16 protein-coding genes are annotated in these 14274 nt (G+C 67.2%); 10 read left to right on the top strand and 6 right to left on the bottom strand.

Features of this window, described 5'->3' with window-relative positions; translation table 11 throughout:
- Window positions 1-2 precede the first annotated feature (2 nt).
- A complete protein-coding gene (locus BLW00_RS07645) occupies window positions 3-272 on the bottom strand; it encodes a hypothetical protein (protein WP_139256654.1) in 270 nt (89 codons plus the stop codon).
- An 80-nt stretch (window positions 273-352) separates the two neighbouring features.
- Window positions 353-1240, bottom strand: coding sequence for a non-homologous end joining protein Ku (gene ku / locus BLW00_RS07640; RefSeq protein WP_092551353.1), 888 nt, complete (start codon window positions 1238-1240; stop codon window positions 353-355).
- A gap of 46 nt (window positions 1241-1286) precedes the next feature.
- On the opposite strand from ku, the gene BLW00_RS07635 reads away from it, so the two are divergent.
- The 5 genes from BLW00_RS07635 (at window position 1287) to BLW00_RS07620 (ending at window position 8654) form a co-directional block, all read left to right on the top strand.
- Complete coding sequence (locus BLW00_RS07635) at window positions 1287-3881, top strand: ATP-dependent DNA ligase (RefSeq protein WP_092551350.1); 2595 nt, start codon at window positions 1287-1289, stop codon at window positions 3879-3881.
- A 102-nt stretch (window positions 3882-3983) separates the two neighbouring features.
- Window positions 3984-4112, top strand: coding sequence for a hypothetical protein (locus tag BLW00_RS24235; protein ID WP_281242388.1), 129 nt, complete (start codon window positions 3984-3986; stop codon window positions 4110-4112).
- A gap of 126 nt (window positions 4113-4238) precedes the next feature.
- A complete protein-coding gene (locus tag BLW00_RS07630) occupies window positions 4239-6233 on the top strand; it encodes a cell wall-binding repeat-containing protein (protein WP_092551347.1) in 1995 nt (664 codons plus the stop codon).
- Window positions 6234-6320: 87 nt separating this feature from the next.
- Complete coding sequence (locus BLW00_RS07625; protein WP_245741367.1) at window positions 6321-8354, top strand: APC family permease; 2034 nt, start codon at window positions 6321-6323, stop codon at window positions 8352-8354.
- A gap of 102 nt (window positions 8355-8456) precedes the next feature.
- Window positions 8457-8654 (top strand): DUF3073 domain-containing protein, encoded by a 198-nt coding sequence (locus BLW00_RS07620; protein ID WP_092551341.1) that lies wholly within the window; start codon window positions 8457-8459, stop codon window positions 8652-8654.
- 74 nt (window positions 8655-8728) lie between these two features.
- Here the strand turns inward: BLW00_RS07620 and BLW00_RS07615 are convergent, their stop codons facing one another.
- Window positions 8729-9295 carry an RNA 2'-phosphotransferase gene (locus BLW00_RS07615; protein WP_092551338.1) on the bottom strand — a complete coding sequence of 189 codons (567 nt, stop codon included), beginning with the start codon at window positions 9293-9295 and terminating at the stop codon, window positions 8729-8731.
- Window positions 9296-9312: 17 nt separating this feature from the next.
- Window positions 9313-9780, bottom strand: coding sequence for a hypothetical protein (locus tag BLW00_RS23395; RefSeq protein WP_175494180.1), 468 nt, complete (start codon window positions 9778-9780; stop codon window positions 9313-9315).
- Window positions 9781-9859: 79 nt separating this feature from the next.
- On the opposite strand from BLW00_RS23395, the gene BLW00_RS07605 reads away from it, so the two are divergent.
- Entirely contained in the window at window positions 9860-10138 is a 279-nt protein-coding gene (locus BLW00_RS07605; RefSeq protein WP_092551335.1) for a type II toxin-antitoxin system Phd/YefM family antitoxin, read from the top strand.
- On the top strand, window positions 10135-10398 hold the full coding sequence (locus BLW00_RS07600; RefSeq protein WP_092551332.1) for a type II toxin-antitoxin system RelE family toxin: 264 nt from the start codon (window positions 10135-10137) through the stop codon (window positions 10396-10398). Before BLW00_RS07605 ends, BLW00_RS07600 begins: the two co-directional genes overlap by 4 nt.
- An 8-nt stretch (window positions 10399-10406) precedes the next feature.
- On the opposite strand, the gene BLW00_RS07595 is transcribed toward BLW00_RS07600, so the two are convergent.
- Both BLW00_RS07595 and BLW00_RS07590 read right to left on the bottom strand, forming a co-directional pair.
- Window positions 10407-10781, bottom strand: a complete 375-nt coding sequence (locus tag BLW00_RS07595) for a sterol carrier family protein (RefSeq protein ID WP_092551329.1) — start codon at window positions 10779-10781, stop codon at window positions 10407-10409.
- Window positions 10782-10817: 36 nt separating this feature from the next.
- Window positions 10818-11246, bottom strand: a complete 429-nt coding sequence (locus BLW00_RS07590; RefSeq protein ID WP_092551326.1) for a GNAT family N-acetyltransferase — start codon at window positions 11244-11246, stop codon at window positions 10818-10820.
- 41 nt (window positions 11247-11287) lie between these two features.
- Here BLW00_RS07590 and purD point away from each other — a divergent pair, with 41 nt between their 5' ends.
- The 3 genes from purD to BLW00_RS07575 are packed head-to-tail and all read left to right on the top strand — an operon-like array spanning window position 11288 to window position 14272.
- A complete protein-coding gene (gene purD, locus BLW00_RS07585) occupies window positions 11288-12613 on the top strand; it encodes a phosphoribosylamine--glycine ligase (protein WP_092551323.1) in 1326 nt (441 codons plus the stop codon).
- Window positions 12610-13512 carry a phosphoribosylaminoimidazolesuccinocarboxamide synthase gene (locus BLW00_RS07580; protein WP_092551320.1) on the top strand — a complete coding sequence of 301 codons (903 nt, stop codon included), beginning with the start codon at window positions 12610-12612 and terminating at the stop codon, window positions 13510-13512. The genes purD and BLW00_RS07580 overlap by 4 nt, the downstream gene beginning before the upstream one ends.
- Before the next feature lie 55 nt (window positions 13513-13567).
- Window positions 13568-14272 carry an alpha/beta fold hydrolase gene (locus BLW00_RS07575; protein WP_092552173.1) on the top strand — a complete coding sequence of 235 codons (705 nt, stop codon included), beginning with the start codon at window positions 13568-13570 and terminating at the stop codon, window positions 14270-14272.
- Window positions 14273-14274: the final 2 nt, after the last annotated feature.

Below are 14274 nucleotides of genomic sequence, written 5' to 3'. Positions count from 1 at the left end.
GACTAGTAGCTCAGGCCCGACGCCGCCAGACCGGCGACCGTACTCACGATGCCGATCACCACGGTGAGCACGAAGAAGACCGCACCGACGACGACGCCGATCAGGGCGGGCATGTTCTTGTAACCAGCCTTCTTCGACTGCGTGTAGGCGATGACACTGATCACCAACCCGATCAGGTTGGCCAGGATCGCGACGACGAGGCCGACGATGCCGAGCATCTTGCCCGGGTAATCGGTTCCGGTGGGCGGGGTGCGCAAAGCGGACTGTGACACAGATATCTCCTCGAGTTCTTCGCGAGCGGACGTCGCGTGGAGATATTCTCACATATTCTGAGCAATGCTCACCACATGGGTCAGGAGGCCTTGGTCGCCTTCTTGGGCACCGGCTTCTTCGCGGCCGTCGTCTTGGCCGGAGCCTTCTTCGTCGATTCCGGATCGCTCGACGACGTTCCCGCACGGCTCTTGTCGACCGAGCGTCGCAGCGCCTCCATGAGGTCGAGCACCTCTCCGCCCTCGTCGCCCGAGCCGGGCTCGCGCCCGAAGGTCTCATCCGTGTCGACCGAGTCGCCCTTGGCGAGCTTCGCGTCGATCAGGGTGCGCAGCTGCTCCTGGTAATCGTCGGTGAACTTCTCGGGTGCGAAGTCGGTGGCGAACTGGTCGACCAGCGACATCGCCATGTCGAGCTCCTGCGAGGAGACCCGGGTGGGTTCGTCGAGAGCGGGGAACGCGGCCTCGCGCACCTCGTCATCCCAGAGCAGCGACTGCAGCACGAGCACGTCACCGCGCACCCGCAGGGCACCGAGCCGCGTCTTCTGTCGCAGGGCGAAGTGCACGATCGCCGTGCGATCCGTGGTCTCGAGCGTCTTGCGCAGCAGCGCGTAGGCTTTCGGCGACTTCGAGTCGGGTTCGAGGTAGTAGCTCTTGTCGAGCATGATCGGATCGATCTGGTCGCTCGGCACGAACTCCACCACCTCGATCTCGCGGCTGCGTTCCTCGGGCAGGGAGGCGAGGTCGTCTTTGGTGAGGATGACGGTGCGCTCGCCGTCGTCATAGGCGCGCGCGATGTCCTGGTAGTCGATGATCTTGCCGTCGATCTCGCAACGACGCTGGTAGCGGATGCGGCCGCCGTCCTTCTCGTGCACCTGGTGCAGCGAGATGTCGTGGTCTTCGGTCGCGCTGTACACCTTCACCGGCACGTTGACGAGGCCGAAGGTGATGGCGCCTTTCCAGATCGATCGCATACCCAATTAGACCCCGCACCGGCCCTTCTTGGGTAGAGGATGGAGCATGGCCGCCTCCCGGACCTCCGCAGCGAGTGAGCAGACCGTGACCGTCGGCGGGCACCGCCTGCGCATCACGAACCTCGAGAAGGTGCTCTACCCCGAGACCGGAACGACGAAGGCGGATGTCTTCCGCTACTACGCCGAGATCGCTCCATTCCTCATTCCGCATGCGCGCAACCGGCCGGCCACGCGCAAACGCTGGGTGCATGGCGTGGGCACGGCGGAGCATCCGGGTCAGGTCTTCTTCCAGAAGAACCTCGACGAGGGCACGCCCGACTGGGTGCGCCGTGTCACCATCCAGCACTCCGACCACACGAACGACTACCCGCTCGTCAACAACGCCGCCACGCTGGCCTGGCTCGCCCAGATCGCCGCGCTCGAGATCCACGTGCCGCAGTGGCGGGTGGATGCGCACGGCCGGCGGAAGAACCCCGACCGCTTCGTCATCGACCTCGACCCTGGTGAGGGCACGGGTCTGCCCGAATGCGTCGAGGTCGCGAAGCTCGCGCGGGTCATCCTGCGCGGCATGGGGCTGGAACCGGTTCCGGTCACGAGCGGGAGCAAGGGCATCCACCTCTATGCCGCGCTCGACGGCAAGCAGACCTCCGACCAGGTCTCCGCCGTGGCGCACGAGCTGGCCCGAGCGCTCGAGGCCGATCATCCGGATCTCGTGGTCAGCGACATGAAGAAGACCTTGCGCGTAGGCAAGGTGCTCGTCGACTGGAGCCAGAACAACGCCAACAAGACCACGGTGTGCCCGTATTCACTGCGCGGGCGATTCCGGCCGACCGTGGCCGTGCCGCGCACCTGGCGGGAACTCGCGAGTCGCGACCTGCGGCAGCTGGAGCTCGACGAGGTGCTCGAGCGGATGAAGCGGCGGGAGGATCCTCTCACCGAGAGCGCCGAGGCTCCCGGCGCCCTCGATGCGCCCGGCGGAGTGTGGCATTCGAATCGCGCACCCGACGATCAGGCGGAAGCGCATCCAGAACCTCCTGCACGCGCCGCAGCCACGGGCGGTTCTGACCGCCTCTCCACCTACCGCTCCAAGCGCGACCAGGCCAAGACGCCAGAGCCGGTGCCGCAGGCGGCGCCGGCGCCCTCCGACGGACGGTCGTTCGTCATCCAGGAGCACCATGCCCGCGCGCTGCACTGGGATTTCCGGCTCGAGCACGACGGCGTGCTCGTCTCCTGGGCGCTGCCGAAGGGCGTACCCGACGATCCGAAGGTCAACCACCTCGCCGTGCAGACCGAGGACCACCCGATGGAGTACGGCACCTTCGAAGGGTCTATACCCGCTGGGGAATATGGTGCGGGCACCGTGTTGATCTGGGACTTCGGTGAATACGAGCTCGAGAAGTGGCGCGACGGCGAGGAGATCATCGTCACTCTGCACGGCCAGCCCTCGGGTGGTCTCGGCGACCCGCGCAAGGTCGTGCTGATCCACACCGGATCGGGTGGGAACGGTAAGAACTGGCTGATCCACAAGATGATGGAGAAGGAGGCGGGCGGGCCGGATGCGCCGAAGGCCAAGCGCGCGGCAAAGGCGGCACCGACGAAATCAACCGCGAAATCCGCGAAGCCGGCCGAGGCGGGGCACGGCTTGTCGCTCGCGGCCCGATCCGGCAAGCTCTCCCCGATGCTCGCCACTCTCGGCACGGAGGCCGACATCGACGACGAGGCGGAGTGGGCGTTCGAGATGAAATGGGACGGCATCCGCGCCCTCGTCATCATCGACGACGGCGCGGTCACCCTCCGCACCCGCAACGGCAACGACGTCACGGCCGGCTATCCCGAATTGACGGATGCCCTCTCCCGTATCTTCGCGGGCCGTTCACTCGTGCTCGACGGCGAGATCGTGGCGCTCGATCATCGAGGCCGCCCCAGCTTCGGCCGCCTGCAGCAGCGCATGGGCCTCAGCAAGCCGCGCGACGTGGAAGCCGCGGCGGCGAAGGTCAAGGTCGACCTGATGCTCTTCGACATCCTCGAACTCGACGGGGCATCACTGGTGAAGAAGGAGTACACCGAACGCCGGGCCATCCTCGCCGACACCGCTCCGGAGAGCGACGGTCCGGTCCACCTGCCGCCCGCCTTCGAAGGCGACCTCGCCCACGCCATGGACTCCAGCCGCCAGCTCGGCCTCGAGGGTGTCATGGCCAAACGCCGCGACGGCGCCTACGCCGTGGGACGGCGATCCCGCACCTGGATCAAGCTGAAACACCACCTGGCGCAGGAGGTCGTGATCGGCGGCTGGCGCCCGGGCAAGGGTCGCCGTGCCGCCCAGGTCGGGTCGTTGCTGATGGGCGTTCCGGATGATTCGGGGGTGCTCCACTACGTCGGTCGCGTCGGCACGGGTTTCAGCGACAGCGACCTGGATGCCGTGACGGCCAAGCTCGCGAAGCTCGCCCGCAAGACCTCACCTTTCGACGACGTGCCCTCCCTCGACGCGCGCGACGCCCACTGGGTGACGCCGAAACTGGTGGGCGAGGTCGAGTTCGCGGAGTGGACGGGCAGCGGCCAGCCCGGCGCCGAGCGCCTCCGCCAGCCCTCCTGGCGCGGCTGGCGCCCCGACAAGTCCCCGGCCGACGTCCGCCGGGAGTAGCTGCAGGCCAGGCTGCACGAATGTGCGGGCCCCTAGCCCACCGCGCACCCGAGTGGTACCGTCACGAACACGAGCCACGGCGACGAAATCGAGGAGGATCTCATGACCGAGAAGAACGAACGACGCGGCGAACGCGACGGCGAATACACCGACACGGAGGCTGAGGACGTCAACGTTCCCGAGCCCGAATCCGGCGAATACACCGACAGCGAGATCCCAGGAGACGAGTGACCGTCGAGCGGGTTCGCAGCAGCTGACGCGACAAGGAGAAGGGACGAGAGATCGTCCCTTCTCCGTTTCTCAGCGTCGATCTGCGACCAGGATGAGAACGGCCGTTCATCCTGATACGTTAGTGAGATGTTGTCATCTTCCTGGAACCGCCCGGTGCTGAGTCTTACGGCAGTGATCGCCGCAGCCGCACTGGTCGCAATCGCTGCCCCCGACGCGGCGTCGGCGTCGACATTTGTCACGGGGTCTATTCCGATCCTTTCCTCCGGAGGCTTCAATCCTCGCCTGGCCGGTATGGCCGTCGACCCCAATGCCGATCAGGCCTATGTCGCGGACTCGTTCGATGGCTCAGTCGTCGTGATCGACACCGGTTCGAATCGAGTGGTCGGCACGATCATGAACGGGCCGACGAGTATCGGCAACGACCCTCGGGCAATCGCGTTCGATGCGCCGAGGCACCAGGCGTACGTGACGAACAACCAGTCCGACTCCGTGTCGGTGATCGATACGACGACCAACACCGTGAAGAAGGTCATCAAGAGCGGAATCGGAATCGGCCCGAACTCGGTGGACACGGACCCGGGGCTGGCTCGTGCCTATGTCGGGAATCTCGCTGACGGAACGGTCTCCGTCATCGACATGACGACGAACGTCGTGGCGAAAATCATCCCGCACGATTCTGCGCACGGGATCGGCAGCTGGGTCAGCGATGTCGCGGTGGATGCCACCCTGCATCGGGCCTATGCCGTCAACCAGAACGACGGCTCGGTGTCCGTCATCGACACCACCAGCGATTCCGTCATCGCCGTCATTCCGCACGGCCCGATGAACGGAATCGGCAACAAGCCGAGCCAGGTCGCCGTTGACCAGTTCGCCCACAGGGCATTCATCACGAACTACGGCGACGGCACGGTGTCAGTCATCGACACCAACGACAATTCTGTGATCAAGGTCATACCGAAGGGACCTATGGACGGAATCGGAGACAAGCCGATCGCAGCCGTGGTCGATCCTGCCGGTCAACAGGTCTACGTCGCGACGGACGCCCAGATCACCGTGATCGACAGCCGGACGCTGACCGTCACTCGCGTCGTCCCGAACTCGGGCGCATCCTCCTATGGCTCGAGCATCTTCTCCATGGCGATCGACCAAAGCCACCGCCAAGCTTTCATCCCCGCCTTCGACTCGAGCAAGGTGACCATCGTCGACCTGGACAGCACGGCTTCCCTCTCGCGGCGCGGCGGCACCGACCGGTTCGACGTGTCGGCCGGCATCTCGGCAGTCGAGTTCGATCCGGGAGTCGACGTGGCCTATGTCGCGTCCGGCGGGGCTTTCGCGGACGCCCTGTCCGGATCCGCCGCAGCTGGATTCCACGGTGGGCCTGTCCTGCTCACCGCGACCGACAGCATTCCCACGGCCATCGGCGCGGAGCTCGCCCGTCTGAGACCCAAGAGGATCGCGGTGCTCGGCGGAACGGCGTCGATCAGCGACGCGGTTCTGCGAGCGCTCTCCCGATATGCGCCCATCGTCGATCGACTCGCGGGCGCCGACCGATACGCGGTCTCCGCCAACATCTCCCGCGATACCTTCAGTCCCGGCGTTCCCGTCGCCTACCTCGCCTCTGGCGCCGTGTTCCCCGATGCCCTCTCCGCATCTGCGATCGCGGCTCGAAGTGGTGGCCCCGTGCTGCTCACCACCAAAGACGACCTGCCACATGTGATCGTCGACGAGTTGGCACGTCTGAAACCTGTCAAGGTCGTCATTCTCGGAGGAACGAATACTGTGAGCGCCGGAGTGGAGGCGAAGCTGAAGGCGATCGCCCCAACGACTCGAATCGCGGGACGCGACCGGTTCGAGGTCTCCGCGAACGCCTCCGCCGATAACTTCGCTCCGAGCAGTCGCGTCGCGTACGTAGCCTCCGGCGTGGTGTTCCCCGACGCCCTCTCCGGTTCGCCGGCCGCTGCCGCAAACGGCGCTCCCGTCCTTCTTGTGACGAACGACGCGATTCCCGATGCAGTGGCTCGCGAACTCCAGCGCCTGAACCCTCTGCAGATCGTCGTCCTGGGCGGACCCGACACCGTGAGCGACACGGTCTATGAACTGTTGCGGTCCTCTCTTCGATGACTCCCCCGAACGCCCGGAAGGGGGGTGGGAATAAACCGCCCCTCTTTCAACTTGACAGTGCCCCCCGCGGGAGTAGTGTCATCACTCGTGGTTAATGAAACCCGCTCAGCGAAACGCTGGTTGATCGGCGATCCGCTCCCCAGCGACAAGCTCGAAGGCCAGCTCCTCCCGAAGCGCCTCGCCCTCCCCATTTTCGCGAGCGACCCGCTCTCCTCCGTGGCGTACGCGCCACAGGAACTGCTCATGATCCTCCTCATCGGAGGACTTTCCTTCTTGACCTTCGCGCCCTGGGTGGCGGCGGCGGTCGTGCTCCTGCTCGTCGTGGTCGTGGCCTCCTACCGCCAGCTCGTGAAGGCCTATCCATCAGGTGGCGGCGACTACGAGGTCGCCCACAAGAACTTGGGCGAGAAGGCCGGCCTCGTCGTGGCATCCGCCCTCCTCGTCGACTACGTGCTCACGGTCGCCGTGTCGGTCGCCTCCGGGGTCGACAACATCATCTCGGCGATCCCGCAGCTGAACCCCTATCGGGTCGAGATCGCGGTCGGGTTCGTGATCCTCCTGATGGCCGTGAACCTCCGCGGCGTGCGCGAGTCGAGCAAGGCCTTCGCCATCCCCACCTATGTCTTCGTCGGCAGCGTCGCCGTGATGATCGTGATCGGTCTCGCCCGCACCGCGTTCGGCGACGCCCCCATCGCCGAGTCGGCCGATTTCGGTGTGAAGGCCGAGCAACTCACGCAAGCCGCGATGATCCTGCTGCTGCTGCGCGCCTTCTCGAGCGGATGTTCCGCCCTCACCGGCGTCGAGGCCATCTCGAACGGCGTACCCGCCTTCCGCACCCCCAAGATCAAGAACGCGCAGCGCACCCTGGTGCTCATGGGCAGCATCGCCATCTGCCTCTTCGCCGGCCTCACCGCGCTGGCCCTCATCTCGAACGTGCACTACGCCGAGGACGCCTGTCACCTGATCGGGTTCACGGATTGCGCCACCACACCGCAACGCAGCCTCATGGCGCAGGTGGCGGCATCCGTCTTCGGCAACAACAGCATCATGTTCTTCGTGATCCAGGCGGCCACCGCGGCCGTGCTGCTGCTCGCGGCGAACACGGCCTTCAACGGGTTCCCGCTGCTCGGCTCGGTGCTCGCGAAAGACTCCTACGCCCCCAAGGCCATGCTCACCCGCGGCGACCGCCTGGTGTTCTCGAACGGGATGATCGTGCTGGCCCTCGCGGCCACGGCCATCCTCATCGTCTACCAGGCCAACCTGACCCAGCTCATCCAGCTCTACATCATCGGCGTGTTCGTCTCGTTCACCCTCGGGCAGACAGGCATGGTGAAGCACTGGATCGGCGTGCTGCGCGGAGGTACGCCCGATCGCGGCGCCGTCATCCGCTCGCTCGCCATCAACGCGGTGGGTGCGGTGTTCACGGCGATCGTGCTGATCGTGGTCACCATCACCAAGTTCACCCACGGCGCGTGGCTCGTTTTCGCCATCATGCCGGTGCTCTTCCTGCTCATGATGGGCGTCAACCGCTACTACCGCGACGTCAACAAAGAGGTCGAAGTCGACCCGACCACCACCTTCGGGGCCACCGGCGACCACGCGATCGTGCTGGTGGGGCGGATGCAGAAACCCGTGCTGAAAGCGCTCGACTACGCCATCGCCGCGCGGCACGACTCGATCGAGGCCGTGCATCTCTCGATCGACGACGAGCAGACCGAACAACTCGAAGCGGACTGGCAGGCGATGAACATCGAGGTGCCGCTCAACATCATCGAGTCGCCGTATCGCGACGTGGCCGAGCCGCTCTGCCAATACATCCTGAAGCACCGGGCCGAGCACGGCTCGGAGGTCGTGACCGTCTACACGCCCATCTACATCGTGGGGCACTGGTGGGAGACGATCCTGCACAACCACAAGGCGCGGCGCATCCGCAAGAAGCTGATGCTCGTGCACGGCGTGACGCTGGCACTCGTGCCGTGGTTGCTCGATTCCTCCGAATTGCTCTACGGAAAACGCTCACGACCGCTGCCCGGTCAGGAGCGGCGCGGCGAACCGATGCGCCCCGTGGTTCGCAAGCCGCACTCGGCAGCCGCTGCGGCACGTAAACGCGCTCGGGGCTGAAAGCCGAGTGACCCCTGCATGCTAAACTGACCCAAGTTTTCGTAGTTATTCGTCTCATCCGGGTGACGTATGTCCCCGGCCCGATTCGTGAGGGGGTCTCGCATGGGGCGTGGCCGTCAAAAGGCAAAGCACACGAAGGTCGCGCGCGAGCTGAAGTACTTCAGCCCTGACACGAACTATTCGGCGCTGGAGCGCGAACTCACGGCGAAGGCCGATGAGCCCGACTATTCGAAGTGGATCGATGACGACGACGACTCCGACGACAGTTTCGAGCCGAAAGACGAGCAGAAGCGCGCCTGATCTCGGCGTTTCCTGACGTTTTCGCGCATCGGCATCCGGGGGTAGCGCCGCGTCCGGCGGCAGCATGGAGGATGTCAGCGCGCTGAGCGATGCGGTGCGGTGTGGATCACGATGAACTGCGCCGCGATGAAATCGCTCAGCCAGATGGAATCGTTGCCCAGCCAGAACTGGCTGCCCGAATCGAGCGCACGCACGGTGTCGACCTCGAGAACGATCGGCTCCGGAGCCTTCCGGCGCCCCACGAGTATCGCCGTGTCCAGATCGGCCGCGAGGTGCACGTTCTGGCGCGCCATCGGCCGGAGACCGTCGAGGCGGATGGCGGCCCAGGCATCCGGAGACGTGCCATGGAAGAGCACGGCGGGCGGACGGGCTTCGGTGTGCTGGATCGCGGTCGCCACCGAGTGCCCGTAGAACGCCCGGATGCGTCCGTCACGCAACTCGTGGCGCCGCTTGGCTGACGTCTCGATCATCAGCTGCACGTCGGCCGCGTCGATGTCCGACCACTCCACACCCTGCCGTCGAAGGGCGTCGACCAGGTCGGACACCGGCACCCAGCCCTCGGCGTCCAGCTCGAGACCATACTGCTCCGGGGCGTGCCGTAGGGCATGCGAGACGGCTCGACTGATGGTCTCGGACTTCACGGCGACCTCCGGGAGGCTCAGGACTTCGGGTCGTCGTTCGACTGCTGGGGCGACTCCGCCGGCGCTTCATCCGATTCCGGGGCAGCTGCCGCGGCGGGTGGCGGCGCATCCGTGATCTGCACGAATTCGGCCACCTCGATCGGCCCAGGCTCGTCGTGCTCTTCGACGCGCTCAGCCACGACGGTGCGGGCACGCTTGCGGCTCGCGCGGTCTAGCGCGATGGCGACGAGGGCGCCGATCGCCACGAAGAGCGCCACCACGAACAGGCCGACGAAGCCGAACACCTGCAGACGATTGAAATCCTCGCGCTCGGGGAACGCGAAGGTCAGCACGATGGTGACGAGCAGCCCGATGGCGAAACCGACAGCCATGAACCGGTAGTAGCGCGGAGCGCGACGCACCGACACCGAATCGATCGACTCGGTCGAGCGCACGGATTCGCTGCGCTGCGGCTCGGCGGGGGGCAGGTCGGTATGATCACTCACCCCTCCATTGTCCCGCATCCACCTGACCCTGTGCTGCGACGGCCATCGAATTCGTACAAGAATGGCCTATTATTTGTACATGTCCGTTCCACCCATCACCCTGAGCGTCAGCGAGGCCCGAAAGAACCTCTCGGCCATGGTCGACCACGCTCATTCGCAGCACGCACCCGTCTACCTCGAACGTCACGGGCGCCGGGTGGCGGCCATCGTCGACGCCGACGACCTGGATGCCCTGCTCGCCCTGGCTGAGGACATGGAAGACATCAGAGCGGCCGAGGCGGCGCGCGCGGAGCTTCGGCGGTCACCGGACGGCGCCATTCCGTGGGACGAGGTCAAACGCGATCTCGGCCTCGGATGAGCTACCGCGTCATCCTGGCTCCTTCCGTCGTCAAAGAACTCCGCAAGCTCGACCCGCCGGCACGCCGACGGCTTCAGGCCGCCATCGAATTGCTCGCCGAGGAGCCTCGACCACCGGCCTCCACGCAGTTGGTGGGCGGCAGCGGCGAGTGGCGCGTGCGGACCGGCGATTACCGCATCATCTACGAGATCGACGACGGGGAACTGCGGGTGCTGGTGCTGCGCGCCGGGCATCGGAGGGAGGTCTACCGGGGGCGGTGACCGGGGCGTCAGCGGCGGAAGCCGGCGAGGGGGACGTAGCCGGTGAGGTCGGCCCGCTGACCCGACGCGTGGATGCGCGCGGCCGCTATGCCGTCGGGCCACGTCAGCACGCCGGTGGCGAGTTCGAGCCAGGTGCGGGCATCCATCTCCACCACGTTCGGCGGCGTTCCGCGGGTGTGACCCGGGCCCTCGATGCATTGCACGGCGCCGAACGGCGGCACGCGCACCTCCACCGAGTTGCCGGATGCGCGCTCGGCGAGCACCTGGAGCAGGTAGCGCACCGCGGTCGCCCGCATCTCGCGCGAGGCGGTGTCGAAGCCCGTCGCGGCGATGGCGTCCACGGCAGCGGAACCGTCGGAGTCGCTGATCTTCGCCTTGCCCATGCCTCCACGCTACCGCCGGCCGAGGCGCCGTCGGGGTCAGAACTCCCAGGTGAACGCCACGAACGGCTCGCTCGAATCCGACCCGGTCGACCGGTAGGTCGCCTGCGCCGCGACATTGTCGGGCTCGGTGCCCACCCACATCCCACTGCACCCCTGCTCGCGAGCCAGGTCGACGAGCGCCCGCACCAGGGCGGCCCCGATGCCCCGCCGCTGCGCGAGCTCGTCGACACCGAGCTCGTTGAGGAACATCTCCGTGCCCTTGTCGGGATGCGTGAGCTCGGCCGCCGAGATCATGCCCACCGGATACATCGGGTCGGCCACCTCGTCGTCGTAGGCGAAGAGCAGATGGTGGGTGGGGCTCGCCAGGAAGCGCTCGGTCGCGGCCGGATCGATCGCCTCGTCGAAGAGGTGCGCCCCGCGCAGCACGGTCGCGGCATCCGTCACCCGCTCGATCCGGAGGGTCATGGCCCCACGGTACTGCCGGGTGCACGCCCTAGGCTAGGAGGGTGAAAATCCTGGTCCTCGGCTCGGGCGCGCGCGAGCACGCCATCATCACCGCACTGCTCCGCGAAGACGCGGGTCACGAGATCGTCGCCGCCCCGGGCAACGCCGGCATCGCGGCCGACGTGCCGACCGCGCAGCTCGATGCGAACGATCCGCAGGCGGTCGCGAACTACGCGATCTCCGAAGACGTGCAGTTCGTGGTGATCGGCCCCGAGGCGCCGCTCGTGGCGGGCGTCGCCGACGCCCTGCGCACCCGCGGCATCCCGGTGTTCGGCCCGGGCAAGGAGGCCGCAGCACTCGAGGGCAGCAAGACCTTCGCGAAGCGGATCATGGATGCCGCGGGCGTGCCCACCGGGCGCGCCCTGAACGCCTCCACCCTCGCCGAGGCCGAAGCGGCCCTGGTGGAGTACGGCACCCCCTACGTGGTGAAGGCCGACGGCCTGGCTGCCGGCAAGGGGGTGCTCGTCACCTCGGACCTCGCCGAGGCCACCGCCCACGCGGCGCACTGGCTGGAGCACGGCGAGGTGCTGATCGAGGAGTTCCTCGACGGCGAGGAGGTCTCGCTCTTCCTGCTCAGCGACGGTCACTCCGTCGCCCCGCTCTCCCCCGCCCAGGACTACAAGCGCCTGCTCGACGGCGATCAGGGCCCGAACACCGGCGGCATGGGCGCTTACTCGCCGTTGCCGTGGCTCGCCGACCGCTTCGGCAGTGAGAAGGTCTTCGTCGACGAGGTGATCGACACCATCGCCCTCCCCACCGTGCGCCGTCTCGCCGCCGAGGGCACACCGTTCATCGGACTCCTCTACTGCGGGCTCATCCTCACCTCCAAGGGCATCCGCGTCATCGAGTTCAACGCCCGTTTCGGCGACCCGGAGACGCAGGTCGTGCTGCCTCGGCTCGTGACACCGCTGAGCGGCCTGCTGTTCGCCGCCGCCACCGGCACCCTCGGCGACCACGAGCGCCCCCGGTTCAGCGACGAGGTCGCGGTCACCGTGGTGCTCGCGAGCGAGAACTACCCCGGATCGCCCGTCACCGGCCGCATCATCACGGGCCTCGACGCCTTCGGCCCGAACGGTGGCGGCACCGGCGTCGACGGTGTCAGCGTGATGCACGCGGCCACCGATCGCGACGGCGACGTGCTCCGCGCTACCGGCGGTCGCGTGCTCAGCGTCGTGGCCACGGGTCCCGACTTCGGAGTCGCGCGCGACCGTGCCTACGGAGTGCTCGAGGGCATCCATCTCGAGGGGTCACAGCACCGCAGCGACATCGCGGCCAAGGTGACCCCCGGCGTCTCCGACGCCTCGACCGGAGCGGAGGTCGGCGCATGAGCGCGCCCACCGCATCCGTCGCCGTGCCGGGCTGGCACCACGTCTACAGCGGCAAGGTGCGCGATCTCTACGTTCCGGATGACACGGCTCCGGATGCCCGCCCCGCCGCCCTGCTCGTCGTCGCCAGCGACCGCGTGAGCGCCTTCGACCATGTGCTCGAGCCGGGCATCCACGGCAAGGGCGAACTGCTCACGACGCTCAGCCGCTGGTGGTTCCACCAGCTGTCCGGAGTGCCGAACCACCTGATCACCGACACGGATGCGCTCCCTCCCGTTCCCGAGGAGCTCGCCGGCCGGTCGATGGTGGTGCGCTCGCTCGACATGTTCCCGATCGAGTGCGTCGTGCGCGGCTACCTCTCGGGCAGCGGGTGGAAGGAGTACCAGGCCACGCAGAGCGTGTGCGGCATCGCGCTGCCGGCGGGGCTGCGCGACGGCGACCGCCTGCCCAAGCCGATCTACACCCCGGCCTACAAGGCGCCCCTCGGCGAGCACGACGAGAACATCAGCTTCGAACGCACCGTCGAGCTCGTGGGCCTCGAGGATGCGACGGCACTGCGCGACCTGTCGCTCGCCGTCTACGGGCGTGCGGCCACCATCGCCGAGGCGCGGGGAGTCATCCTGGCCGACACGAAGTTCGAGTTCGGTCGCGACCCGTCGACGGGCGAGATCACGCTGGCCGACGAGGTGCTGACGAGCGATTCGAGCCGCTACTGGGATGCCTCGGCCTATGATTCGGGAGAGCGCACCGCGAGCTTCGACAAGCAGATCGTGCGCAACTGGCTCGCAGCGAACTGGGATCAGACGGGCACACCGCCGACGCTGCCGCACGAGATCGTGGAGCAGACCGTGCTGCGCTACCGCGAATTGCTCGAACGGCTCACGGGCACGCATCCGCTCTGACCCGCGGTAGCGCGGACCCGGCCCGATGTCGGTGGCCCGGCGTATCGTCGCCCGCATGAACGTCATACTCATCGCAGGTTTCTGGCTCCGGGGCGACTCGTGGAGCGAGGTGGTGCCCGTTCTCGAGCAGGCCGGCCTCACCGCGCACACGCCCACGCTCGCCGGTCTGGAGTCGGTCGACGACGACCGGTCGCAGGTCACGCTCGCCTCGCAGATCGCCGAGGTCGTGGCCCTGGTCGACTCACTGGAGGGCGACGGCAAGGTCGTGCTCGTGGGGCACTCGGGCGGCGGCGCGATCATCCACGGCGTGGTCGATGCGCGTCCCGACCGCATCGAACGGGCCGTCTACGTCGACAGCGGCCCCACCCCCGAAGGCGTCGCCATCAACGAGGGCCTGGAGGCGACCGGGGCGGATGCACCATTGCCCCCGTGGGAAGACTTCGACGAGACCGACCTCCGCGACCTCACCGACGAGCAGCTCGCCTGGTTCCGCGAGATCGCGGTGCCCGAGCCCGCTCGTGTGGCACACGATCCGCAGCACCTCGCGAACCCCGCGCGCAACGAGGTGCCGATCACGCTGATCAGCTCGACCTTCAGCCGTGCTGAGATCGAGGAGGCGATCGCCGCCGGCGTGCCCTACTTCACCGAGGTGCCGTTGATGGCGCGAGCCACCATCGTCGAGCTGCCGACGGGCCACTGGCCCCAGTTCACGAAGCCGCGCGAGCTCGGCCGGCTGATCGTGCAGGCAGTGGGCACCTAGAG

It is taken from the genome of Herbiconiux ginsengi (genome assembly GCF_900107435.1).
Lineage (GTDB): Bacteria > Actinomycetota > Actinomycetes > Actinomycetales > Microbacteriaceae > Herbiconiux > Herbiconiux ginsengi.
Note: the sequence above shows the minus strand (reverse complement) of the source record. Positions and strands in the feature narration are given on the sequence as shown.